This window comes from Cupriavidus sp. CER-90 (assembly GCF_057652055.1).
Map to the genome: position 1 here is coordinate 3,130,532 of NZ_JBYGYM010000002.1, position 23,268 is coordinate 3,153,799.

18 protein-coding genes are annotated in these 23,268 nt (G+C 67.1%); 3 read left to right on the plus strand and 15 right to left on the minus strand.

All coding sequences use genetic code 11. The annotated features are described in order from the left end of the window. Positions 1 to 167 precede the first annotated feature (167 nt). The 3 genes from AC24R4_RS24885 to AC24R4_RS24895 all read right to left on the minus strand — a co-directional run bounded on the left by AC24R4_RS24885 (position 168) and on the right by AC24R4_RS24895 (position 3,960). Entirely contained in the window at positions 168 to 2,537 is a 2,370-nt protein-coding gene (locus AC24R4_RS24885; RefSeq protein ID WP_487523770.1) for a DNA polymerase II, read from the minus strand. A 92-nt stretch (positions 2,538 to 2,629) separates the two neighbouring features. Further along, the gene (locus AC24R4_RS24890) at positions 2,630 to 3,376 is read right to left on the minus strand and encodes an anti-sigma factor (RefSeq protein WP_487523771.1); all 747 of its coding nucleotides are present in this window, start codon (positions 3,374 to 3,376) and stop codon (positions 2,630 to 2,632) included. Then, positions 3,373 to 3,960, minus strand: coding sequence for a sigma-70 family RNA polymerase sigma factor (locus tag AC24R4_RS24895; protein WP_487523772.1), 588 nt, complete (start codon positions 3,958 to 3,960; stop codon positions 3,373 to 3,375). Before AC24R4_RS24895 ends, AC24R4_RS24890 begins: the two co-directional genes overlap by 4 nt. 134 nt (positions 3,961 to 4,094) lie before the next feature. On the opposite strand from AC24R4_RS24895, the gene AC24R4_RS24900 reads away from it, so the two are divergent. Continuing rightward, positions 4,095 to 4,727 carry a ferritin-like domain-containing protein gene (locus tag AC24R4_RS24900; RefSeq protein ID WP_487523773.1) on the plus strand — a complete coding sequence of 211 codons (633 nt, stop codon included), beginning with the start codon at positions 4,095 to 4,097 and terminating at the stop codon, positions 4,725 to 4,727. A 118-nt stretch (positions 4,728 to 4,845) separates the two neighbouring features. Here the strand turns inward: AC24R4_RS24900 and AC24R4_RS24905 are convergent, their stop codons facing one another. From AC24R4_RS24905 to AC24R4_RS24920, 4 genes are all read right to left on the minus strand, one after another. Continuing rightward, positions 4,846 to 6,633 (minus strand): efflux transporter outer membrane subunit, encoded by a 1,788-nt coding sequence (locus tag AC24R4_RS24905; protein WP_487523774.1) that lies wholly within the window; start codon positions 6,631 to 6,633, stop codon positions 4,846 to 4,848. 22 nt (positions 6,634 to 6,655) lie between these two features. Further along, positions 6,656 to 8,644 (minus strand): glycosyltransferase, encoded by a 1,989-nt coding sequence (locus AC24R4_RS24910; protein ID WP_487523775.1) that lies wholly within the window; start codon positions 8,642 to 8,644, stop codon positions 6,656 to 6,658. Between the two features lie 2 nt (positions 8,645 to 8,646). After that, on the minus strand, positions 8,647 to 9,996 hold the full coding sequence (locus AC24R4_RS24915; RefSeq protein WP_487523984.1) for a hypothetical protein: 1,350 nt from the start codon (positions 9,994 to 9,996) through the stop codon (positions 8,647 to 8,649). A gap of 73 nt (positions 9,997 to 10,069) precedes the next feature. After that, positions 10,070 to 11,410, minus strand: coding sequence for an HlyD family secretion protein (locus AC24R4_RS24920; RefSeq protein ID WP_487523776.1), 1,341 nt, complete (start codon positions 11,408 to 11,410; stop codon positions 10,070 to 10,072). A gap of 1,164 nt (positions 11,411 to 12,574) precedes the next feature. Here AC24R4_RS24920 and AC24R4_RS24925 point away from each other — a divergent pair. Next, positions 12,575 to 13,807 (plus strand): MFS transporter, encoded by a 1,233-nt coding sequence (locus tag AC24R4_RS24925; RefSeq protein WP_400397283.1) that lies wholly within the window; start codon positions 12,575 to 12,577, stop codon positions 13,805 to 13,807. 197 nt (positions 13,808 to 14,004) lie between these two features. After that, positions 14,005 to 14,286, plus strand: coding sequence for a hypothetical protein (locus AC24R4_RS24930; RefSeq protein WP_487523777.1), 282 nt, complete (start codon positions 14,005 to 14,007; stop codon positions 14,284 to 14,286). Here the strand turns inward: AC24R4_RS24930 and AC24R4_RS24935 are convergent. From AC24R4_RS24935 to phaP, 8 genes are all read right to left on the minus strand, one after another. After that, a complete protein-coding gene (locus AC24R4_RS24935) occupies positions 14,276 to 15,154 on the minus strand; it encodes a carbohydrate ABC transporter permease (RefSeq protein ID WP_400397043.1) in 879 nt (292 codons plus the stop codon). The two genes, AC24R4_RS24930 and AC24R4_RS24935, sit on opposite strands and share 11 nt — an antisense overlap. Continuing rightward, complete coding sequence (locus AC24R4_RS24940) at positions 15,151 to 16,050, minus strand: carbohydrate ABC transporter permease (RefSeq protein ID WP_153947834.1); 900 nt, start codon at positions 16,048 to 16,050, stop codon at positions 15,151 to 15,153. Before AC24R4_RS24940 ends, AC24R4_RS24935 begins: the two co-directional genes overlap by 4 nt. Positions 16,051 to 16,120: 70 nt before the next feature. Then, positions 16,121 to 17,443: an ABC transporter substrate-binding protein gene (locus AC24R4_RS24945; protein WP_400395247.1), complete on the minus strand. Its 1,323-nt coding sequence runs from the start codon at positions 17,441 to 17,443 to the stop codon at positions 16,121 to 16,123. A 34-nt stretch (positions 17,444 to 17,477) separates the two neighbouring features. Continuing rightward, positions 17,478 to 18,578: an ABC transporter ATP-binding protein gene (locus tag AC24R4_RS24950; protein WP_153947695.1), complete on the minus strand. Its 1,101-nt coding sequence runs from the start codon at positions 18,576 to 18,578 to the stop codon at positions 17,478 to 17,480. A gap of 64 nt (positions 18,579 to 18,642) precedes the next feature. Next, positions 18,643 to 20,379: an IlvD/Edd family dehydratase gene (locus AC24R4_RS24955; RefSeq protein ID WP_400395249.1), complete on the minus strand. Its 1,737-nt coding sequence runs from the start codon at positions 20,377 to 20,379 to the stop codon at positions 18,643 to 18,645. A gap of 219 nt (positions 20,380 to 20,598) precedes the next feature. Further along, a complete protein-coding gene (locus AC24R4_RS24960) occupies positions 20,599 to 21,906 on the minus strand; it encodes a DUF445 domain-containing protein (protein ID WP_487523778.1) in 1,308 nt (435 codons plus the stop codon). Positions 21,907 to 21,913: 7 nt separating this feature from the next. After that, positions 21,914 to 22,756 carry a poly(3-hydroxyalkanoate) depolymerase gene (phaZ, locus tag AC24R4_RS24965; RefSeq protein ID WP_487523779.1) on the minus strand — a complete coding sequence of 281 codons (843 nt, stop codon included), beginning with the start codon at positions 22,754 to 22,756 and terminating at the stop codon, positions 21,914 to 21,916. Positions 22,757 to 22,818: 62 nt separating this feature from the next. Then, on the minus strand, positions 22,819 to 23,268 hold the full coding sequence (gene phaP, locus AC24R4_RS24970) for a TIGR01841 family phasin (protein ID WP_487523780.1): 450 nt from the start codon (positions 23,266 to 23,268) through the stop codon (positions 22,819 to 22,821).

Below are 23,268 nucleotides of genomic sequence, written 5' to 3' on the forward strand. Positions count from 1 at the left end.
GTGGCGGGCGTCGGCGGATGGGGCGGAGGGCGTCTGGGCGGGGGAGGTCGGGGCGGCGGACATGTGCGGCGGGCGAAGTCTCTTCGGATTCTCTTATCGGCAGATTCGGCCCATTCTAGCGGGTCGGGCGGTGCCGCGACGCCAGCAATTGTCCCGCCCGTGCGCAACTACTGGGGAAACAGGGCCATCTGGCCGGTCAGCAATGTCTCGAAATCGTCGTCCAGGAACGGCAGGATGGCGTCGGCGATCGGCTGCAGCTGGCGCGTGACATAGTGGTCATAGTCGATCGGGGCGGCACGCGTTTCCAGCGGCTCGGGGCCGGCCATGGTCATCAGGTAGCTGATCCAGCCGCCGTTCTGGTACTGCCTGGGGCGCCCGTGGCGTTCGTTGTAGTCGTCCGCGATACGCGCGGCGCGGACGTGCGGCGGCACGTTGCGCTGGTATTCGTCGAGCTGCCGGCGCAGGCGCTTGCGGTAGACGAGCTGGTCGTCGAGTTCGCCGGCCAGCGTGCGCCGTACCGTATCGCGCACGTAGTCCTGGTACGGCTCGCGGTTGAAGATCTTCTCGTACAGCGTCTGCTGGAACTGCTGGGCCAGCGGCGACCAGTCGGTGCGCACCGTTTCCAGGCCCTTGTACACCATCTCGGGCCGGCCGTCGGCCCGCACCACCTGGCCCGCGTAGCGCTTCTTGCTGCCCTGGTCCGTGCCGCGGATGGTCGGCATCAGAAAGCGCCGGAAGTGCGTTTCAAATTGCAGTTCGAGCGCGCTTTCCAGCCCGTAGGTCTGCCAGAGATGGTCGCGCCACCAGTCGTTGACGTACGCCACCAGGCTGCGGCCGATCTGCGCCGCGTCGTCCTCGGTGCGGGCGCGGCGCAGCCACACGAAGGTGGAGTCGGTGTCGCCGTAGATCACCTCGTAGCCGCGCGCTTCGACCAGTTCCCGGGTCTGGCGCATGATCTCGTGCCCGCGCATGGTGATCGACGACGCCAGCCGCGGGTCGAAGAACCGGCAGCCGCTGGACCCCAGCACGCCGTAGAACGCGTTCATGATGATCTTCAGCGCCTGCGACAACGGCTTGTTCCTGTCGCGCTTGGCGGCCTCGCGGCCCTGCCACACGCGGGCGACGATGGCCGGCAGGCAGTGCTTCGTGCGCGAGAACCGCGCGCCCCGGAAGCCGGGCACGGAATCGGCATCGTCGGGGTGCGCCAGGCCTTCCACCAGCCCGATCGGGTCGATCAGGAAGGTGCGGATGATCGACGGATACAGGCTCTTGTAGTCGAGCACCAGCACCGATTCGTAGAGTCCCGGCCGCGAATCCATCACAAAGCCGCCGGGGCTGGCCTCGGGCGCCTTGTCGCCCAGGTTAGGCGCGACATAGCCCTGCCGGTGCATCAGCGGCATGTACAGGTGCGTGAACGCCGCCACCGACCCGCCGCTGCGGTCGGCGGGCAGGCCCGTGACCGTGGCGCGCTCCAGCAGGAAGTGCAGCAGTTCGGTAGCCTCGAAGATCCGCGTCACCAGTTCGCAGTCGCGCAGGTTGTAGCGCGCCAGCGCCGGCTTGTCTTCGGCGAACATCCGGTCGATCTCGTCCATGCGGTCGTACGGATTGTCGATGGCCTTGCCTTCGCCCAGCAGCGTGCGCGCCACCGCTTCGAGGCTGAACGACGGAAAGCTCCACGTGGCCGAGCGCAGCGCCTCGATGCCGTCGATCACCAGCCGGCCGGCCGCGCCCGCAAAGTAGTGCTGCTGCCGGTTGTGCTCGCGCCATTCCATCTCGGCGCCGCCCCGGCCCAGCCGCAGCGGGATCTGGTACTGCTTCGCATGTTCGCGCAGCACGCGCAGGTCGAACTGCACCAGGTTCCAGCCGATGATGGCGTCGGGATCATGGCGGGCCAGCCAGTCGTTGAGCCGTTCGATCAGCTGCTGGCGCGTGGCGCAGTATTCGAGCGCAAAGTCGATGTCTGCGGCGGCGTTCGGCGGGGCGGGCCCGAGCATGTACACCTGCCGCTGGCCGCAACCTTCCAGGGCAATCGAATACAGGTCGCCGAACGCGTTGGTCTCGATGTCGAGCGAAACCAGGCGCAGCGTGGGCCGATAGTCGGCGGCCGGCTTCATCTGCGCGTTGCGCAGCACACCGTCGGCGCCGGCATCGCCGTCGAACCAGACCGGTGCGGTGATGAACCGCTCCATCAGGTAGCGTTCGGGCGGCCGGACATCGGCTTCGTAGACGTCCACGCCAGCGTCGCGCAGCGACCGCTCCAGCTGCATCAGCTGCCGGTGCTGCGGGCAGTAGAGCCCCAGCACCGGGCGGCGCTGGAAGTCCTGCAGGGCCAGCGGGCGCAGTGACACATCGCGCTCACCCTGCAGCAGGGCTTCGGCGACGGCACGCTGTTCCTCGGGGATAAAGGCCGTGGAGGGCTGCCACGGCAGGCGCAGCCGGCGCGGCCCGTCGTCCGTGGCAAGCCAGAACTCGACCTCGGTGCCGGCCGGGGTGTCGCGCCAGTGTCGGGTCAGGATAAAACCCTGCTGAAGAGCCACGCTGCAAAACCTTGGGGATTGTTTCTGGCGTGGATTTTAGCGGAGTCGGGCCCGGGGGGCGGAGCCACTTCGCCGGGCGGCGCCGCCGCGTGTCAGGCAGGCGCCTTGATCAGCGGACCCTGGAATACCACCGGCCCGCTGGGTGCGTCGCGCTGGGGCGATCCGCCGGGCGGCTCCACGCTGACCGCCAGCGCGGCGATATTGGCGGGTAGCGCGTCGAGCGGCAGGCGGACTTCGCGCGCATGGCCGAGCACGCCCAGCGATACCGGCTTGCCGCCCTGAGGCACCGCCCAGAGCTGCAGTGCCTGCTGGGACGTCAGCGGCAGATCGTCCAGCCGGCGCACCACCAGCGCGCGGCCAGCGGCATCCCAGCTCACCAGCATGGCCGGTTGCGATTGCTGCGACTGCAGCACGGCCACGACCACCCCGGGCGACAACGGTGTTGCCTGCCAGCGCACGAGGCTGCCGACCGCCACCACCACGGCCACCGTGGCAAGCATCAGCGCACTGGCGCGCCAGAACGCCACGCCGTGCCAGCGGTGCCACCATGCCCTGGGCGCCTCGGTGTCGTTCGGACGTGCCGGCGCATCCGCGGCGTCTTCGGCTTTCCAGCCCAGGCGGCGTTCGATCCCGCACCAGACCGCTTCGATGGGCGCGGTCGGGGCCTGCAGTTCGGCCACGCCGGCCAGCCGCCGCTGCCAGTGCGCGATGGCGGCATGGACCGCTGGCTCCTGCCGCGCCAGGTGCTCCATGCGGCGGCGCGCGCCGCCACGCAGCACGCCCAGCGCGTATTGGGCGGCCATGCGGTCGAGCAGGTCGGGATTGCGGGCCAGGTTCATGGCGCGGACTCCAGGCAGGCGCGCAGGCGTTCGAGCCCGCGCCGGATCCACGACTTGATGGTGCCGAGCGGCGTGTGCAGCTGTTCGGCCAGTTCCGAATGACTCATGTCCTGCAGATAGGCCAGCACGATTGCCTGGCGCTGGCCTGGCTCCAGCCGCTGCAGGCAACGGTTCAGCGCACGGGCCTGCTGGCTGGCCTGGGCCAGTTCGGCCGGGCCGGCGGCGGCGTCGGCCAGGTCGGCCTCGGGCGCGTCATCGAGCGGCGTGGCGCTGGCCAGGCGCGCGGTGGCCGTCCGCCGCAAGGCGTCGAGCGCGCGGTTGCGGACGATGGTGGTCATCCAAGTCATGGGCGCGGCCAGTTGCGGCCGATAGTCGCCGGCGTGGTGCCAGATGCTGACAAAACTCTCCTGCACCACGTCCTCCGCCAGATCCCGCTTGCCTGTTATACGCAGGGCCAGCCCGAACAGTTTCGCGGCCGACAGTTCGTAGACCGCACGCAGCGCCTGGCGGTCGCCAATGGCCACGCGCCCGAGCAGAGTTTCGAGCGGGTCTGGATCGTCGGGCAGCGGTGAGGGCAGGGCCACACAGGACTCCGTGCTTGGCGAGAATTTCCGATTATAGGCAGCGCCCCTGCATCCGGAAGGCGGACGGCCGCGTATAAGCCGGTAACGCGGCTGGGATGGCCGCGTCGACCATCGTCCGATCCTAGGAGGTTCCCATGGAAACCAAAACGACAATGCGCGTGCCGCCGGCTGACGCCCCCGATGCTGCCCTGGCCGATGTCCGGCGGGCGCCGAACCTGATGCGCCGGGGCTGGCTGATGGCGCCGGGCGCCTTTGCGCTGGGCACGCTGGCCGCGGTGGCGCTTGGCGAGGCGATGCCGGCGTGGGGGCAGACGCAATCGGGCAGCACCCGCGACGACATCCATATCCTGAACACCGCCCTGGGCCTCGAATACCAGGCCATCGCCGCCTATCAGGTGGGGGCCGAAAGCGGCCTGCTGCAAAAGCCGGTGCTCGACACGGCGGTCAAGTTCCAGGCCCACCACAAGGCGCACGCGCAGGTCCTGGCGGGCACCGTGGAAAAGCTCGGCGGCACGCCGGTGAAGGCACGGGCGACGCGGGAGTACAGCTTTCCGACCGAGACCCTGAAGAGCCAGGCCGATGTGTTGCGCTTTGCGGCCGGCCTGGAAAAAGGGGCCACGGCCGCCTATCTGGGCGTGCTGCCCAGCTTCCACAACCGCGAACTGAGCAAGGCCGCAGGCAGCATCCTGGGGGACGAGGCCATGCACTGGGCCGTGCTGTTGCACGCGCTCGGTGACGATCCGGTGCCGGGGGCCTTTGTGGGGTAGGGGACGGAAGAAGGGGACGGGAACACGGGGGCGGGGAATGGGCGGGGAGCAACCGTGAGAGGCTGGTTTGCCTGTGGTTGTCTCCCCTCTCCCATTGATGAGAGGGTCGCCTGCCTGGTTACGATCCCGAACCTGCCACCGCGGCCGCCGGCCCCGGTGTGGCCGGCTTCGCGGTAACGTCGGGCGCCGACCTCAAATCCGCCGGGATCGCCGGATCTGGCGTCTTGCGTAGCGGCTGTGGCTGTGGCTGTGGCTGCGGCTGCGGCTGCGGGGCTGGCGCGGCCTGCGCGAGCGGGACGGGCGCCGGCTGGGGCGCACGGGTCTGTGCAACTGGCGCGGCCGGTGCTGGCGCCGGCGCCGGAGCCGGGGCGGAAACGGGCACTGGCGCGGCCGCCTGTGGCGCAACGGCCCGCGCGGGCGCCGGCTTGCCCGCCACCGGCGGCTGGGTGTTGACGGTCTGCTGCGACCATCCGCCGCCCAGCGCCTTGTACAGCTGCGCGCGGCTGGTCAGCCGTGCGAGCTGGATCGTCACCAGCTTCTTTTGCGCCTCGTACTGCTGGCGCTGGGCGTCGAAGACCGGGAAATAGTCGTCCACGCCGTTCTTGAAGCGCATCTCGGCCAGCCGACGCGTCTCGGCCACTTCCTTCTCCAGCGACTGTTGCGCGGCGGTCTGCCGGTCGTACGTGCCACGGGCGGCCAGGCCGTCGGCCACCTCGCGGAAGGCGCCCTGGATGGTGCGCTCGTACTGCGCCACGTTGATGTCCTTGCGGACCTTCGACGCGTCCAGGTTGGCCTGGTTGGCGCCGGCATTGAAGATCGGCAGCGTGATCTGCGGCGCAACCGCCCACGCCGCGCCGCCTGTGAACAGCCCCGCCAGCGTGGTGCTGGCCAGGCCGACTCCCGCGGTCAGCGAAATCCGTGGGAAGAACGCCGCCCGCGCGGCCCCGATATTGGCATTGGCCGCCTTCAGCCGGTGCTCGGCGGCCATGATGTCCGGCCGCTGCTCCAGCAACTGCGAGGGCAGGCCGGCGGGCAGCTCGGCCACGAACGAGTTGTCGCCGAATGGCTGCGGCGGCGGCAGGTCGGCCGGGATCGGGCCGCCGATCAGCAGCGACAGTGCGTTTTCGTCCTGCGCCACCTGGCGCGTGAACTGTTCCACGTCCACGCGGGCCGTTTCCACCTGGGTCTGGGTGCGGTGCTGGTCGATGGCGGCCATGCCGCCGGCCGCCTTGCTCTTGCGGACCATTTCCGACGCATCTTCCTGGATCTTGAGCGTGTCTTGCGACAGCTTCAGCAGCCGCTGGTCGGCCTGCCAGGTCAGATAGGCGTTGGCAATTTCGCCAACCAGGCTGATTTGCGTGCTGCGCCGCACTTCTTCGATGGACAGGTACTGCTCCAGGGCTTCGTGCTTGAGGCTGCGGATGCGGCCGAACACGTCAAGCTCGAACGACGAGAAGCCCACGCCGGCGCCCCAGGCGTTGATCACCGGGTCCTGGCCCGGTGGGCGCAAGTCGCCGGTCAGACGCGTGCTGCTGAAGCCCAGGCTGGCATCGACGGCCGGGAACTGCGCCGCGCGCCGGATGCGGTAGTACGCGCGGGCCTCGTCGATCGACAGCGTGGCCACGCGCAGGTCGCGGTTGTTGGCCAGGCCGAGTTCGATCAGCCGGCGCAGCCGCGCATCGGTGAAGAAATCCTGCCAGCCCAGGTTGGCGGCCTGCACCTGCGACTGCGGCGCACCGTTGGCGCCCTGCGTGGTCTGGTAGGCCGGGCCGTCGGGGTAGGCGTTGGGCACGGGCGAATCCGGGCGTTCGTACTTCGGTTCGAGCGTGCAGGCGGCCAGTGCCAGCGGCAGCAGGATGCCGGCGCTCCAGCGCAGAGACGGCAGGCGTGCGGGGGAAAGGCGCATTGTTATCGTCTTCATATGTGAATCAACCTGTGAACGCGCGGCGCAGCAATTGCACGATGGCCGTGCCAGGCAGGCCGCGATGCGCGATGTTGTGAGGGGGCTCGCTGAACAGCAGGCGGATCAGCCGGTGCCGCGCCGCCATGTCGGGAACCAGCGCGATGCCGATCAGCTGGCCGTCGGTGCGTGCCACGCGACATGGCACCCAGCCCAGCGGCGCGAGCCAGAAGGCCCCTACGGCACCGGGTTCCACCCGTGTGCCGCTATGCGATTCGAGCGCCACGCCATTGCAGGACAGGTCGCGCGTGACGCCCTCGACCTCGCGAGAAATACCGTCGGCGCCGTAGAACTGCAGCCGCCCGGCCGCGCGGAACGGGAACCGCTCCTCCTTGCGCGGGCGCGGCAGTTCGAAGCAGACCAGCATCGACGCCAGGTAGAGCATCATCGACACCAGGGTCCAGACGACGTTGAACACGGTGCCGGGCGCGTTGCCGTCGGCGGCCACGGCGCGCGCCAGGCCCATCGCCGACAGGAAGAACAGGCTGCCATAGAGCAGCGCGAACTTGCCGTGCACCGTCAGCCTGGAGCGGTCCAGCCCCTTGTTCGTCACCTTGAACGGGCGGCCGAACGGCTTGAACATGGCGCTGGCCAGCGTGGCCGTGACCGCCATCGCCGCCACGATCTGCGTGACCTCGGTGAAGATCGGCATCGCGCGCGACCCGGTGATCCAGATGCTGTACGCCCAGTACAGCAGCAGCGCCGGCACGCCGTAGGCCAGGAACTGCATCGGGTCGCCATAAAGCGTGGGCACGTTGAAGAACCAGTAGAGCAGCGGTCCGAGCAGCAGCATGATCGTGAACGGACGGCTGACCCAGTGCAGCAGGCCGTGCACATAGTGCAGGCGCTGGCGCAGCGTGAAGCCGCGGCCGCGCATGGGCCCATCGGCGGTCAGGGCCACCTGGATCGTGCCCAGCCCCCAGCGGCTGCGCTGGCTGATGTACTCGGGCAGGCCTTCGGCGGACAGGCCCACGCTGAGGCGTTCGTTGAGCCAGCGCGTGACATAGCCGAACGGCATCAGCTTGTAGGTCAGGTGGATGTCCTCGGTCACCGTGCCGGTGGGAAAGCCGCCGATATGGGCCAGCGCCTCGCGCCGCACCACGAACGACGTGCCGATGCAGAACGCGGTGTCCCAGGCGTCCTTGGCCGGCTGCATCACATCGAAGAACGCGCGCTGTTCGTCCACCCAGCATTCGGTGGAGCGCAGGTTGTACTGGATCGGGTCGGCGTTGTAATAGAACTGGGGCGTCTGCACCACGCCGACGCGCGGGTCGTCGAACAGGCCGATGATGCGCAGCAGGATGTTGCGGTTGGGCGCGAAGTCGGCGTCGAGCACCATGATGTAGGGCGCGCCGCCATCGCCCTGGGCGCTGTGGTACAGCCCGTTGTTCAGGTTGCCGGCCTTGGCGTGGGTGTTGTCGGGCCGGGTCACGTAGTTCACGCCGACCGTGCGGCAGAATTCCCGGAGCCAGTCGCGGCGGGTGTCGTCGAGCACCCAGACGCGGAAGTTCGGGTAGTCGATGGCCTTGGCCGCGACGATGGTCTTTTCCAGGACGTCCAGGCCTTCGTTGTAGGTGGCGATGAAGATGTCCACGGCCGGCGCATCGCGGTCGCCGCGCAGGCGGGCCTCGCTGGCATCGGCCTCGGCCGAGTGGTCGGTGGTGCGTGTGAGCGTGACGATCGAGATCAACGTGTAGAGGATCGTCAGCGTTTCGAAACCCAGGAATACATGGGCCCAGATGCTCGGGAACTCCATGCGCCATTCCGGCAGCGTCTCGGTGACGCGCCAGATGTAATACACGATCAGCAGGACCGCCGCCGCCAGGCCGAAAAGCCAACGGTCCGCGGCGCGTTGCCGGTTGCCGCGCAGACACAGCACGGCCACCAGCAGCGCGCCCGCATTGATCTGCACGAGCATGCTGCTATCGAGAAAACTTGCAAAACTCGCGGCGAGCATCGTTACTCCTTGGGTGGATTGTCGGGGGGTGCCGCGGCCTGGTTGGCCGTGGCACAGCTCGCGCCCCGGCAGCCGCCTGGCTGGAATGGATTCCAGCCGGTGGCGGCAAGCACGGCCCAGGCCGTGGCGCCCAGGTGGGGCAGGTGAAAGTAATAGAAGTCGTCGGTCTTCGAGTCGGGGCCGATCTGCAGCCCCGTGCGCACGCGCGGCTCGGGCGTGGCGAACAGGTAGCCGGACGGCGCGCGCTGCGACACCAGCAGCGGCCAGAGCGGCGCGGCCTCGCTGTCGCGCCCCGTGGCGCGCAGCACCAGCGCGGCCTGCCCGGTGCCTTCGGTCCAGACGCCGTCCGGGTTGGCATTGAAGCCGTAGCCGCCCTTGACGCCGTGCTTGGCCCGCGCCCAGCCGAGCGCCCGCTGCCAGGTGCCGGCGGCATCGGGAATGGCGATCAGCGGCCAGAGCGAGGCATCGAGCGCCGAAGGGCCGCCGTTGAGCGAGCGGCCATCGTCACGCGTGCCAATCGCAAAGCGGCCTTCGCCGGGCTGCCACATGGTCTCGACGAACTTGCGCGAGCGATCGGCGCCGGTTTTCCAGCGCGGGTCGCTGTCATAACGCGACAGCCAGCGGAACACCGCGTAGGTGTCGACGTTGTGCTCGGTGGACTTCCAGCCCTGACGCTGCGGCGATGGTTCGTGGCCAAAGTACCCGCCGATGAAGGCGGCCGGCGCGTCGGCGTTGTACGTCTCCTTGTCGACCCAGCCCATCATCGTTTTGGCCGTGTCGAGATAGCGCGTCGAGCGCGTGGCGTCGTAGGCGGCCAGCAGCAACAGCGCGGCCCAGGCCACGTTGCCGGTGGCGGTGCCCACCTGGTAGCGGTCCTCGAACCACTTGTTGGCCTTGGCGTCCCACCAGCCGGGCATCGGCACGGCGCCGTCGGCGGGCATCGCGCCGGCACGATAGGCGTTACGGATGCGGCCGTCGTGATAATGACGATCGCGCGTGACGCCGGCCACGACCCCATCGGCAATACGGCGCGCGGCATCCTTCTGGCCGCACGCGATCAGCGCGATGCCAGCCAGCGCGTTGTCATAGACAAAGGCCGACTCCTTGAGCGGGCCGGGCAGCGGATCGCCGCCCGGCGCGGCTTCGTAGCTGGCCAGCATGACCGGACCGTTGCCCGGGATGGCAGCCACGCGTTGCGTCAGCGTCTGGCAACCTGCGTCGCGCATTTGGTCGCGCATCGGGTCGCGCGCGGCATCGCCCGGGGCGGGCGCCGCCGACAGGGCCAGCGGGGTGGTGAGCACGGCTGTCATCAGTGCTTCGGTCAGCCGCTTGCGGGCGGCCCGGTATGGCATTCCTGCGGTCGTACGCTGCACGGTAGTCTCCTTCCTGCGGGCGTTGGGTGTATGACTGTGCGATCGGCTCCGATCAGATCAGCCGGCGAAACCACGGACGGTCAAGGCTGACCTTGGCCCAGTGGCCGAGCGCGCAGCGGTCCGTCTTGCCTGCGCCGGGCAGGTCAGGCAGCGGCTTGTTCAGCTTCGCGATCAGGTACAGCTCGTTTTTCTCGATGGGCGGGAAGGGCACGAAGTAGCGCGCCTGGTCGCCATCCGGCGCCCGCGGCAGGATTTCGGCCACCTTGCCGGGCAGCGGCGTGGCCACGCCATCGACCATCACCGTGACCGGGGCGCCTGGCAACAGGTCCTTGCTCAGGCTGCGCGGAAACACGGCCACCACGCTCGGTGTGGTGCAGTTGGTGGCGCGCATCAGCGTGGCGCCCGCCGCCACATGCGTGCCCGGCGGCGCCAGCACGTCTTCGACGATGCCGCCGGCATAGGCCTTGATGTCGAGGTTGGATATGCGGTCCAGGCGCTGCTGCTCGGTGTTGACCAGCTTGTCGACTTCGGCGCCGTATTCCTGCAGTTGCTTGATCTCGGCCTGCAACTGGGCGTTTTCGGCCTTCAGCTCGTCGGACCGCTGCGAGAGCGCGCCCGCGGCGCCGTCGGTGTTTGAGGCGTAGACGCGGTTGCGCGTGGCGGCACTGGCGCTGCGCGCACCGTTGAGTTCCGCCTCGATGGCATCCTTCTGGCCGCCCAGCACGGCAAGCTGGTTGCGCGATGCCTCGGTGAACGCCTGGCTGACGGCGCCTGCCTGCTGCATGGCTTCATTGCGCGTGACGACATTGACCTGCGCTTCCATCTGCTGCTGGGCGGCGGCCAGGCGGGCCTCGATGCCGCGGATGCGAGCGTCGTTCTGCTGCTGCGCCACCGATACATAGCGTTTGACGTCGCCGTTGGTGGCGGCCAGGCGGGCCTGGTTGACTTCCAGTTTCGATCTGGCCGCTTCCAGCCGTTTGTCGTTATCGAGCTTCTTGCCGGTCAGTTCCATCAGCAACGCGCGGTCCATGTTCGGATTCTGCAGCGTCATCAAGGACTGGCCGGCGGTGAAGGCGGTGCCCACCGGCACCAGCTGCTTGGTGACCACACCTTCCACGGGGGTGGTGATCAGGCTGACCGGGCTGTTGACGATCGCGCGTTCCGACGAGCGCACGAAGACATACGGGAACATCACGGAGAGGATGATCCAGATGATGAACCCCACCATCCCGTAACTGGCCAGGCGCGGAATGGCCTGCCATACCGGCCGCAGGCTCAGCGGGCTGCCTTGCTTCGCGACGGCGTCGCGCGGCGGGGTCTGTTGCGGCCGATGCGGCGGCGAGGGCGGTAGCCGCGTTGGCACGGTCGGCTTTTGGTCTGAATTGTTGTCCATGCGAGCTCCCGGATAAAAAAAGGTGGCCACCCACGATCGCCAACGTCGATCGCGGTTGTTAAATTCGCAGACAAGCACTATCCCGCCGCACGAGCGCATGCCCGTTCGGTTGGTGCGGTGCTGTACGTCCCCCAACAATTGTTATGCGCCGTTTGCCCCGGGCCGTTGCTACGCCGCCGGGACAGGCGAGTGGACCGTGTGTGCCGATCCATTGAACTGTCCGCACACGCCCAGGACGGGCCATATGCAGACAGGCACTACGAGACGCGACGCGCCATGGAAGCCCACAGCACAGCATCGCCGATTGATGCGATGCAACGCTGGAGCGATTCAAAGTTAGTCAGTTTGGCCTTGGCTTGCTGTAAGAATGTGTAAGGGCTGTATATCGGACCACTTACATCTGTCGATCGTAGATCCACGAAACCGCCTGCATGCAGGAAACCGCTGATGCAGGCACCGCGCCGGTTAACGCGACGTTAAGGCAACGGCGCAGCGGGCAGGTAGATCTTGCAAGCATTCGCCCGGCGCGGAAGTTTTTGCCTGGCGAGAAGTACAAAGCATGATGGCGTGGGCGCATCGCTGCAATGCAACGAAGCAGGGATCGACGACTGTGTATCAGAGTGTGACGGCGGCCCGTCGCGCGGGGTCGGAGGCCAGCCGCGCCCGCAATCGAGCCGCTGAGCGTACCGATAAATTGCATCACGGCGTGATGCAATAAGGTCCGTGCGTGGGCCGTGAGAAGCAAGCATGGCGAAGCGGGGTCGGGCGTCCGCGTCGGCTTGGGTCCGATTTCCTGGCTACCGGTTTGATAATCACGTCAATCCATTGCGATAAGAAAACTTATCGCAATGACACCATGAAACCTCCGGAAATACGGCGCTTGAAACTCCTGAAAGTGGGAGTTCGGAGCAGGGAAGGGCATGCCGCTGGCTGGAAGGCCTGGGCAATTCGTTGCAGCGCAACTTCGCCCCACACCGCCCCCTTGCCCCTTGCCCGGCCGCCAAAGTGACCCATCCGGGCTACCGTCCGCGCCGGCGGCACTTCCATCTTCTGCAGGGCAGTGCCTTATCAGTATTCCCGAGCATACAAAATCCTTGACGATTCAACGAAAATGGCGGGAGCGGTGGCGCCTCCGGCATGCCGCCTGATAACAAGAGCCCACGCATGTCTCGCCTATCCTCGCCGCGCCCCGTCATGCCGATCCTGATCGGTGCCTCCGTCATGCTGTCGCTGGCCATGGGCTTGCGGCAGAGCCTGGGCATCTTCGTGCCGCCGCTGACCCGCGATATCGGGATTTCCGTGGGCGATTTCACGATTGCCGTGGCGGTGCAGAACCTGACCTGGGGGCTGTTGCAGCCTTTTGCCGGGGCCCTGGCGGTGCGGAGCGGATTCCGGCCGCTGATGGTGGGCGGCGCGCTGCTGTACCTGGTCGGGCTGGTCCTGCTGGCCACGGCCCACGGCATGTGGGCGGTGGTGCTCGGTGGCGGGCTGCTGATCGGCATGGCGATGGCCAGTACCGGCACGGCGATGGCCATGGCGGCGGCGTCGAACGCGGTCAGTACGCAGGTGCGCAGTCTCGTGCTGGGCTGCGTCTCGGCGTCCGGCTCGCTCGGGGCGATGATCGCGGCGCCGCTTGGCCAGAGCATCGCGGGCGAATGGGGCTGGCGCATGGGCCTGGCGTCGTTCGTGATCCTGGCGCTGATCATGCTGCCGGCCGCGTGGTTCGGTGGCCGGGTCGACCAGGTGCGGCAGATCCCCACCCACGCGCAGGCAGAGCAGAGCGGCCGGCAGGCGCTGATGACCGCGTTGCGGCATCCGCCGTTCGTGGTCATGGCGCTGGCTTATACCGTGTGTGGCATGCAGCTGGTGTTCCTGACCACGCATCTGCCAGCCTATCTCGATATCTGCGGCATGAACCCGATGCTGTCGGCCAAGGCTCTGGGCCTGATTGGCGGATTCAACGTGCTGGGCAGCCTGTTTTTCGGGTGGGCCGGCGGGCGGGTCAACAAACTGCTGCTGCTCGGCGGTATCTATATTTGCCGGTCGATGGGCTTCATCTGGTTCTTTCATGTCTCGCCGACCCCGGAAACCACGATGGTGTTTTCGGCGGTCATGGGCTTTCTGTGGCTAGGCGTCTCGCCGCTGGTGCAGGGCTGGATTGCCCAGACCTTCGGGCTGCGCTGGCAGGCCATGATTGCCGGCGTGGCGTTTTTCAGTCACCAGATCGGCAGCTTTATCGGTGCCTTTGGCGGTGGCTGGCTCTATGACCTGATGCACGACTATGCGCTGGCCTGGAAGATTGGCGCCACGCTAGGCCTTGCCGTCGGGCTGATCCAGATCGCGTTCGCCTTCCTGGGCAAGACGCAAACGCCGCGGCTGGTGCCGCAGGCGGAATAGGGTCCTTGTCCGGACCTGTCACATCGTGATGATTGGTGACGGAAATGTCCGAAATGTGCGGATTACGTGCAGTGCCGTGCGATTCATCGACGGGCATAATCGGCCGTTAATGCGAAATCGCTTCGAAACCCGCAGCGATTTCACATGCGGGCAACGGCTTCCCGCACGTTGCCCGCATCTTTCTGACCGCAGGATTCATGGCACTGTCCCCACAACAAAAGCGCCTCGTCCAGTTATTGAACGACGGTTATACGCTGCGTATCGTCCGCTCCTTGATTAATCGTTCGCCAGTGCACGCGGAACTGTTTTGCCCTGAAAACTTCTGCGTCGAAACGGTGCAATGGTGGCGGATCGCCAAGATGCTGAAGACGCGCTGCGTCAGGCTCGATACCGGAAATATTGCCGACGCCACGCAAATCGTGGCCGCCGCGCCTGCCGCGCCGGATCGGCCCGGGCAGGCCAGCGCGGTTATTCCTTGACCGCCCCGGTCATGCCTGAGACGTAATACTCGACGAAGAACGAATAGACCACGGCCACCGGCAGCGAGCCGAGCAGGGCGCCTGCCATCAGTGCGCCCCAGTGGTAGACGTCGCCTTCCACCAGTTCGGTAACGATACCCACGGGCACGGTTTTGACTTCCGACGACGAGATAAACGTCAGCGCGTAGATAAACTCGTTCCACGACAGCGTGAACGCGAAAATGCCTGCCGAAATCAGCCCCGGCACCGCCAGCGGCAAGATAATCTTGACCAGGATTTCCCAGCGGGTGGCGCCGTCGATCAACGCGCATTCTTCCAGTTCGTACGGAATCGAGCGGAAATACCCCATCAGCAGCCAGGTGCAAAACGGAATCAGGAAGGTCGGGTAGGTCAGGATCAGGGCCCAGCGCGTATCGAACAAGCCGAGCTGGAAAACAATCGACGCCAGTGGAATAAACAGGATCGAAGGCGGAATCAGGTAGGCCAGGAAAATCGCCAGTCCCACCTGTTTGGCGCCCTGGAACCGCAACCGCTCGATGGCATAGGCGGCCAGCACGCTTGCCGCCAGCGACGCGAACGTGGACACCGTCGAGACGATGACCGTGTTGAGCAGCCAGGCCGGGTAGGGCGTGTTGAATAGTAGTTTCTTGAAATGGGCCAGTGTGGGCGCCATCACGAAGAACGGGTTGGCGCTTTGCATCAGCAGTTCGCCATCGGGCTTGAAGGCCGTGATGCCCATCCAGTAGAACGGGAACAGCAGCACGAACAGGAACACGCCGATCGGGATATACAGCGTCACCCAGCGGCGCGGCACGGATTGCAGGTACTCCATGCCTTGCGATTCGTTCTCCACCGGCTTCGCTTTCATTTGTCGCCCCCCTGTTGCCATGCGCGCCGTTGCAGGCCGAAATACGAGAACAGGATGGCGGCCAGCAGGAACGGCACCATCATCGTGGCCAGCGCCGCGCCTTCGCCCAGCGATCCGCCCGGAATCGCGCGCTGGAACGACAGGGTGGCCATCAGGTGCGTGGCATTGAGCGGCCCGCCGCGCGTCAGCACGTAGATCAACTGGAAATCGGTGAAGGTGAACAGCACCGAGAACGTCATCACCACGGCTATGATCGGCGTGAGCAGCGGCAGGGTCACGTAGCGGAACTGCTGCCAGGGCGTGACGCCGTCGATGGACGCCGCCTCGTACAGCGTGGGGGAGATGGTCTGCAGCCCGGCCAGCAGCGAGATGGCCACGAACGGGATGCCGCGCCAGACGTTGGCTGCGATGGTCGAAAACCGCGCCAGCCACGGGTCGCCCAGGAAGTCGATATAGCGGTCGATCAGCCCCAGCTTGACCAGCGTCCAGCTGATGACCGAAAACTGCGCATCGTAGATCCACCAGAACGCGAGTGCCGACAACGCCGTCGGAACGATCCACGGCAGCAGCACCACCGCCCGGAAGAACGACTTGAACGGCAGGTTGCGGTTCAGCAGCAGCGCCAGCCACAGCCCCAGCGCAAACTTCAGCACGCTGGCGATCAGCGTGTAGAAGATCGTGTTGAAGAGCGCCAGCTGCGTGACCGAATCGCTGGCCAGGTAGCTGAAGTTGTCCAGCCCGATCCACGCGCCGGGCCGTCCGATCTTGGTGTCGGTAAAGCCCAGCCAGACGCCCAGGCCCAGCGGGTAGGTCAGGAAGAGCAGCAGCAGCACGGCCGTGGGCAGCATGAACAGCAGCCCCAGCGCATGGCGGTTGTCGGACAGCCGGGACAGCATCGAGCGCGGAGCCGGCTGGGCAGGGGGCCGCTGCGAGGCAGGCGGCGTCGCAGCGGTATTCTGCATCGCGTCAAGCCTTGTAGTAACGTTCGGCGCGCTGTGCCGCGCGGGCCGCGGCTTCCTTGGGCGTCTTCGCCCCGCTGGCCGCCTCGGCCACCATGTCGAGCACGATGTAGTCGGCCATGGCCGCCGCCGATGCCGTGCCCAGCGGGCCGGCATGGCCGTTATCGAGCATCAGCGATGCGGCGTCGCGGTACACCGTGTGCTTCGGGTCGGCCGTCCAGATCGGGTTCGCCTCGTATTCCTTGAGCGGCTGGCTCACATAGCCGATGGCGGCCTCCATCCACGGGTTGTACTGCTCGGGCTCCATCATGAACTGCAGGAAGGCCTTGGCCGCGTTGGGATACTTGCAGTACTTGAAGATCATCATCTGCGTGATCTGCATCAGCTCGGTCGGCTTGCCGCTCTTGCCGATGGGGAAGTGCGCGTGCTGGATATCCTTCGCCATCTCCTGCAGCTTGGGCTCCTTCGAGTTCTTGGCCGCGTAGTAGACCGAAATACCGTTGGCCGTCAGGCTGACCTGCCCATCCAGGAACGCCTTGTTGTTCGACGGGTCCTGCCAGGACAGCGTGCCCGGCACGAAGGTGGGATAGAGCTGCTTGGCGTACTCCAGCGCGGCCCAGGTTTCGGGCGAATTCACCACCACCTTGCCCTTGGTATCGACCAGCATGCCGCCGTGCGACCACAGCAGCCAGTGCGCCCAGTTGTTGCCGTCGCCCACGGCCTTGCCCAGCGCGAAGCCGGGCGGCGTGCCCTTGGCCTTCAGCGCCTGGCACAGTTTCAGGAAGCCGGCCGTGTCCTTGGGGATGCTGTCGAAGCCGGCGGCCTTGACGTGGCTTTCGCGGTAGACCAGCGCGTTGCCCACCACGCCCAGCGGCACCGCGATCCACTTGCCGTTGTGCATGCCGTACTTCTTGCAGACGTCGTACCAGCCGCCATGCTTGTTGCCCAGGTAGGTGGCCACGTCGGTCACATCGACGAGCTTGTCGGGGTACTGCTGCGGATCGTCGAACCAGCCCAGCACGATGTCCGGCCCCGTCCCCACGCTGGCCGCCACCGCCGCCTTGGGCCGCACGTCTTCCCAGCCCTCGTTGTCGATGCGCACTTCCACCCCGGTCAGCTCGCTGAACTTCTTCGCGTTGGCATTCCACAGGTCTTCATCGCCCTGCACGAAGCGCTTCCAGCGCAGCACCCGGAGCTTGGCGCCGGCCTCGGGCTTGTACTGCAGCTGGGTGGCGGCGTTTGCATGGGGGGTGCCCAGTGCCGTGGTGGCAGCCACGGCCGCCGTCGATACCAGGAAATCGCGCCTTGTGAAGTTTCCGGAATGGCTCATTGCTGTGTCTCCTCCATGGTCATGCCAAGGGTGGTTATTGCCGTGCGGCCTGGCGGGGCAGCGCCTGGCCCGATTCGGCGTCGAACAGGTGCGTGTGGTGATGGTCGGGCACCAGATGCAGCGCCTGGCCAGCAGCAAAGTCGTGGCGTTCGCGGAACACGGAAATGAAATCGGTCTCACCGAAGCGCGAGTACACCTCGGTATTGGCGCCGGTCGGTTCCACCACCGACACCGTGGTCGGAAAGCCCTGGCCCGGCGCGCCGTAGGCCAGATGCTCGGGCCGCACGCCGTAGATCACGCGCTGGCCGTCGGCGCCGGCGCCGTTTTCCAGGCGCGCGGGGGCGGGCAGCAGCGTGCCGTCCGGGAATTCGACCCGCGCTTCGCCGTTCTGCCGGCGCAGCACGCCGGGCACGAAGTTCATCGCCGGCGATCCGATAAAGCCGGCGACGAACAGGTTGTCGGGATGGTCGTAGAGCGCCAGCGGGCGCCCGCGCTGTTCCACGCGGCCATCGCGCATCACCACGATCTGGTCGGCCATGGTCATGGCCTCGATCTGGTCGTGCGTGACATAGACCGATGTGGTGCGCAGCCGCTGGTGCAGTTCCTTGATCTCGGCGCGCATCTGCACGCGCAGCTTGGCATCGAGGTTGGACAGCGGCTCGTCGAACAGGAACACCTGCGGATCGCGCACGATGGCGCGCCCCATGGCCACGCGCTGCCGCTGGCCGCCGGACAGCTGGCGCGGGTAGCGGTCCAGCAGCTGGCCCAGGCCCAGGATGCCCGACGCCTTGTCCACCTTGTCCTTGATGGTCTGCCTGGCCACGCCCGCCAGCTTCAGCGAGAACGCCATGTTGTCGTAGACCGACATGTGCGGGTAGAGCGCGTAATTCTGGAACACCATGGCGATGTCGCGCTCCTTGGGCGGCAGACGGTTCACCACGCGGTCGCCGATGGCAATCTCGCCGCCCGAGATTTCCTCCAGGCCGGCCAGCATGCGCAGCAGCGTGGACTTGCCGCAGCCGGACGGCCCCACCAGCACCGTGAACTCGCCGTCGGGGATGTCGATGCTGACGCCCCGTATGACCTGCGTCCCGCCAAAGGACTTCTGCACATCGCGGATCTGAACCGATGCCATGCGTTGCGTCTCCTTGTCCGGGGCCGCGCCGCCCTGTGATGGCGGCCGCGCCCGGGGTGGTGCGTCAGTGGTTGTCCTTCGGCACGGCCGCGCCGCTCTTGCCAACCAGGAAGTCCATGTCGGCGCCCAGATTGGCCTGCTGCACGTGCTCGAAGTACAGCCGTGTCCAGCCGCGCTCCATGGGCGGCGCGGGCGGCTGCCAGGCCGCGCGCCGTCTTGCCAGTTCCTCGTCCGATACATGCAGGTGCAGCTTGCGGGCTTCCACGTCCAGCTCCACCATGTCGCCGTTCCGCACCAGCGCCAGCGGTCCGCCGGCGGCGGCCTCGGGCGTGACGTGCAGCACCACGGTGCCGTAGGCGGTGCCGCTCATGCGGGCGTCCGAGATCCGCACCATGTCGGTGATGCCGCGCCGCAATAACTTGGGCGGCAGCGGCATGTTGCCGGCCTCGGCCATGCCCGGATAGCCGCGCGGGCCGCAGTTCTTCAGCACCAGCACGCAGTGCTCATCGACGTCCAGCGATTCGTCGTCGAGCCGGCGGTGCATGTCCTCGCTGTCCTCGAACACCACCGCGCGGCCCGTGTGCTTGAGCAATGCCGGTGTGGCCGCAGACGGCTTGATGACCGCGCCATCGGGGCTCAGGTTGCCGCGCAGCACCGCAATGCCGGCGTGGGGCTTGAAGGGGGCGTCGAAGGCGTGGATGACCTCGCGGTTCCAGTTCGGCGCGTCCTTGCAGTTGTCCCAGAGCGTGTTGCCGTTGACGGTCAGCGCGTCGCGGTTCAGTAGCGGGCCCAGTTCGCGGATCACGGCCGGCAGGCCCCCGGCGTAGTAGAAATCCTCCATCAGGTGCCGGCCCGATGGCTGGAGGTCGACCAGGCAGGGCAGGGCGTGGCCCAGCGCATCCCAGTCGTCCAGGTTCAGCTTCACGCCGATGCGCCCGGCAATGGCCAGCAAATGGATCACCGCGTTGGTGGACCCGCCAATGGCGGCGTTGACCTTGATGGCATTTTCGAAGGCCTGGCGTGTCAGCACCTTCGACATGACCAGGTTGTCCTTGACCATCTGCACGATGCGCCGGCCCGAGGCGCGCGCCAGGATGTTGCGGCGTCCGTCCACGGCCGGAATCGCCGCGTTGCCCGGCAGGGCCATGCCCAGCGATTCGACCATGCAGGCCATCGTCGATGCCGTGCCCATCGTCATGCAGTGACCGTGAGACCGGTGCATGCAGCCTTCGGCCTCGAAGAAATCCTCCTGCGACATATGGCCCGCGCGCACTTCCTCGGACATTTTCCACACGTCGGTGCCCGAACCCAGCTCCTGTCCGCGAAACTTGCCGCTGAGCATCGGGCCGCCCGAAATGCCGATGGTGGGCAGGTCAACGGAGGCCGCACCCATCATCAGCGCCGGCGTGGTCTTGTCGCACCCCATCAGCAGCACCACGCCATCGATCGGGTTGCCGCGGATCGACTCCTCCACGTCCATGCTGGCCAGGTTGCGGAACAGCATGGCGGTGGGGCGCAGCATGGTTTCCCCCAGCGACATCACGGGGAATTCGAGCGGAAAGCCGCCGGCTTCCCACACCCCGGTCTTGACCTGGTCGGCCAGCGTCCGGAAATGCGAGTTGCAGGGTGTGAGTTCGGAATAGGTATTGCAGATGCCGATGACCGGCCGGCCATCGAACTGGTCATGGGGAATGCCACGGTTCTTCAGCCAGGACCGATAGATGAAACCATCGCGATCCAGTCGGCCGAACCAGGCCTGGCTGCGCCTTTTGGGCGGCCCCGGCGGCTTGTCGTCGTTCACTCGGGTCTCCTGCGTTCTGCTTCTTGTAGGGGGTGCAGATCCGGATGCCCGCGACCCAATCCCGCGCCGCACGCATGCCGAGTTGAACGGAGTCTAGGTCAGGGTATTGGACAGGTAAAGTGGTATTACCAATATGCGGTATGGGGCTTTCCCGGATGCCGGCGGGCCGCCGGTCATGACGCGCCGCAACAGCCCGGGGCCTTCGCCGGGCCGGCTGGATCAACCGGAGACCAGCCGCATTGCCGCGTGCAGCAGCACCCCGACCATGCCGCCGACGAAGGTGCCGTTGATGCGGATGTATTGCAGGTCGCTGCCGATTTCGGACTCGATCTTGCGGCTGATCTCGGCGGCGTCCCAGCCCTTGACCACCTCCGTGATGAGCATCGGCGCCAGATGCCGGTAACGGCTCACCGTCAGCTGGACGCAATGCAGCCACCAGCCGTTCATCCTGGCCTGCAAGGCCGGGTCATCGCGCACGCTGGCGCCGAGCGAAGACACCAGATCGGCCAGCATGGCGCGCGCCAGCGAATCCTGGCGCGCGGCGTCGGCGCTGATCCAGTCGCGCAGTTGTTGCCAAAGCGCGTGGTAGCTGTTCTCGCGCGCCAGGTGACGCAGCAGATCGCGCATCCATAGGTGGCCGATGCGCCGGTAGCGGTCCGACGTGCGTAGCCTGTCGATCATCGCCTGCACCGCTTCATCGAATTGCTGGCGCAGCGGATGGCCGGGCTCGGTGCGCACCTCATGCAGCAGCGCGATCACGCCTTCGACGAACTTGTTGACGATGTAGGCATCGAGCCGCACCGGCGTGTAGCGCGACGCCTCGCTGAACTTGGCCTGGAGCAGCCCGGCGTTGTCGGCCAGCCATGCCTCCAGCGCCGTCAGGGCGCGTTCCAGCAGCGGCTGGTGACGCTGGGTGTCGGTCAGGATCTGCAGCAGATGGCCGGCGATGCCCGAGACATCGAGCGTACGCAGGCCGGGCAGCGCGCCGCGCTGGATCAGGCGGGCCACCTCGTCGTCGTCAAAGACGCGCAGCAGGGCAGGCAGCGTGTCCACGGCCTGGTCCGCCAGCGCGCGGCTATTGCCGGGCGCCGCCAGCCACGTGGCCACCGCCTGCGCGGTGTTGTGCGCGCGCAGCCGGCCGACGATGACTTCGGGCGCCAGGAAATTGCGCTCCACGAAGATGCCCAGGTTTTCGGCAATGCGTTGCTGGTTGCGCGGGATCACCGCGGTGTGGGGCACGGGCAGCCCGAACGGATGCCGGAACAGCGCCACCACCGCGTACCAGTCGGCCACGGCGCCCACCGTGCCGGCCTCGGCAAAGGCACGTACCCAGGCCAGCCACGGATAGTGGGGCTGGCCCAGCACGCTGGCCACCAGCAGCGCCAGCATCGCCACCAGGATGCCGGTGGCGATCGCGCGCATGCGGCGCAAGTCGCGGTCGCCGCGGGCGACAGACTGGCCGGCATCGGCAGGCGGGGCGCCGGACGTCTCCGACCTTGTGGGGGGAAGTCCGGCGCGGTCGCTCATACGCGGCTCACTGCAGGTCCTGCCGCAGGAACCTGCGGATCACGGGCGCTACCTCCGCCGCCCGCGACACCAGGAACAGGTGACCATCGTCGATCACATGCAGCGTTGCGTGACGGATGCGCGCGACCAGGATCTTGGCGTTGGCCAGCGGCACGATCGGGTCGTCGTTGCCATGCATGACCAGTGTGGGCTGGCGCAGGCCGCCAAGCCACGGCAGGCTGCTCCAGCCCCACGCGGCCAGCAGCTGATAGAGATAGCCGCGTCCGCGCGGCGGCTCGATATGGCGGCTGTGCTCGCGCAACAGCCCAAGGTCATGGCGATAGGCGCCGCCGTACAGATCCCCGCCGATCTTTTCCAGATAGGCGGGATCGGTATAGCGGCGCGGCCCCATCATCCTGGCCAGCACCGACGGCCGGGCCGGCACCATGATCACGCCGGGCGATGTCGCGGCCAGGATCAGCCGCCGGCAACGCCGGGGATAAAGGTGCGCGAACTCCTGGGCAAGCGCGCCGCCCCAGGACACGCCCAGCACGTCCACCTGTCCGGTATAGCCCAGGTGGGTCAGCAGCTTGTCGGCCAGCAGGCTCAAGGTGGAGAAGCGATACGGCATGACCGGCGTGGGCGAACCGCCTACGCCGGGAATGTCGAAGATGACGACTTCCACGTCGCCAAGCGCCGCGATCAGCGGCTCCACCAGCTCCAGATTGGCGCCGATGCCGTTGAACAGCAGCAGGGGCGGGCTGCCGGTGGTGCCGCGGCGGATGCCGACGCGCAGCGTCCGCCCGTCCACGTCAATGGTGCGAATGTCCAGTTTGCCGCCGGTCTTGGCCTGGCACGCTGCCTGATTCATCGGGTTGTCCTTGTCGCGGGCGCCCCGCAAGCCGCCCGCCGGCATTTCATGAGGATCCGCGATCACTGCGCGGGCTTGAACAGCGCCTTCAGTTCCTCCACATTCTCGGCGATTCGCTTGCTGGCTGCCGACACGCTGTCGGCCTGCGTCTTCTGGGCGATGTCGGCCAGGTCGCGCAGGTTGGCCAGCGTCTTCTGCAGCGCGCCCTGCGTCAGTTCCACCGCGCCCGTGGCGGCGGCGCCATTGCCGGCGACGCTCGACTGCAGCAGGCGGTCCTGCAGGCCGGACAGCGTGCCGCGCACGACTTCCGCCTGCTTCTGGCTGAACGCCTGCACGCCGTCAAGCAGTGCGAGGTGGATGGCGGCCAGCGCGGCCAGGTCCTTGCGGCGCGCTTCGGCGATGGCGCTCACGTCGAGGCCGGGCAGGCCCAGGCGCTGGAGCACGCCGGTGTAGGCGGAGAACAGGGCGGCGGCGGGGTGCGCCGACGCGGATTTCGATGCAGTAGTTTCCAT

Coding starts and splice junctions, on each gene's coding strand:
- AC24R4_RS24890 (WP_487523771.1), bottom strand. CDS start 3,376: ATGAACCTGGCCCGCAATCCCGACCTGCTCGACCGCATGGCCGCCCAA.
- AC24R4_RS24900 (WP_487523773.1), top strand. CDS start 4,095: ATGGAAACCAAAACGACAATGCGCGTGCCGCCGGCTGACGCCCCCGAT.
- AC24R4_RS24905 (WP_487523774.1), bottom strand. CDS start 6,633: ATGCGCCTTTCCCCCGCACGCCTGCCGTCTCTGCGCTGGAGCGCCGGC.
- AC24R4_RS24910 (WP_487523775.1), bottom strand. CDS start 8,644: ATGCTCGCCGCGAGTTTTGCAAGTTTTCTCGATAGCAGCATGCTCGTG.
- AC24R4_RS24915 (WP_487523984.1), bottom strand. CDS start 9,996: ATGCCATACCGGGCCGCCCGCAAGCGGCTGACCGAAGCACTGATGACA.
- AC24R4_RS24920 (WP_487523776.1), bottom strand. CDS start 11,410: ATGGACAACAATTCAGACCAAAAGCCGACCGTGCCAACGCGGCTACCG.
- AC24R4_RS24925 (WP_400397283.1), top strand. CDS start 12,575: ATGTCTCGCCTATCCTCGCCGCGCCCCGTCATGCCGATCCTGATCGGT.
- AC24R4_RS24930 (WP_487523777.1), top strand. CDS start 14,005: ATGGCACTGTCCCCACAACAAAAGCGCCTCGTCCAGTTATTGAACGAC.
- AC24R4_RS24935 (WP_400397043.1), bottom strand. CDS start 15,154: ATGAAAGCGAAGCCGGTGGAGAACGAATCGCAAGGCATGGAGTACCTG.
- AC24R4_RS24940 (WP_153947834.1), bottom strand. CDS start 16,050: ATGCTGTCCCGGCTGTCCGACAACCGCCATGCGCTGGGGCTGCTGTTC.
- AC24R4_RS24945 (WP_400395247.1), bottom strand. CDS start 17,443: ATGAGCCATTCCGGAAACTTCACAAGGCGCGATTTCCTGGTATCGACG.
- AC24R4_RS24950 (WP_153947695.1), bottom strand. CDS start 18,578: ATGGCATCGGTTCAGATCCGCGATGTGCAGAAGTCCTTTGGCGGGACG.
- AC24R4_RS24960 (WP_487523778.1), bottom strand. CDS start 21,906: ATGAGCGACCGCGCCGGACTTCCCCCCACAAGGTCGGAGACGTCCGGC.
- phaZ (WP_487523779.1), bottom strand. CDS start 22,756: ATGAATCAGGCAGCGTGCCAGGCCAAGACCGGCGGCAAACTGGACATT.
- phaP (WP_487523780.1), bottom strand. CDS start 23,268: ATGGAAACTACTGCATCGAAATCCGCGTCGGCGCACCCCGCCGCCGCC.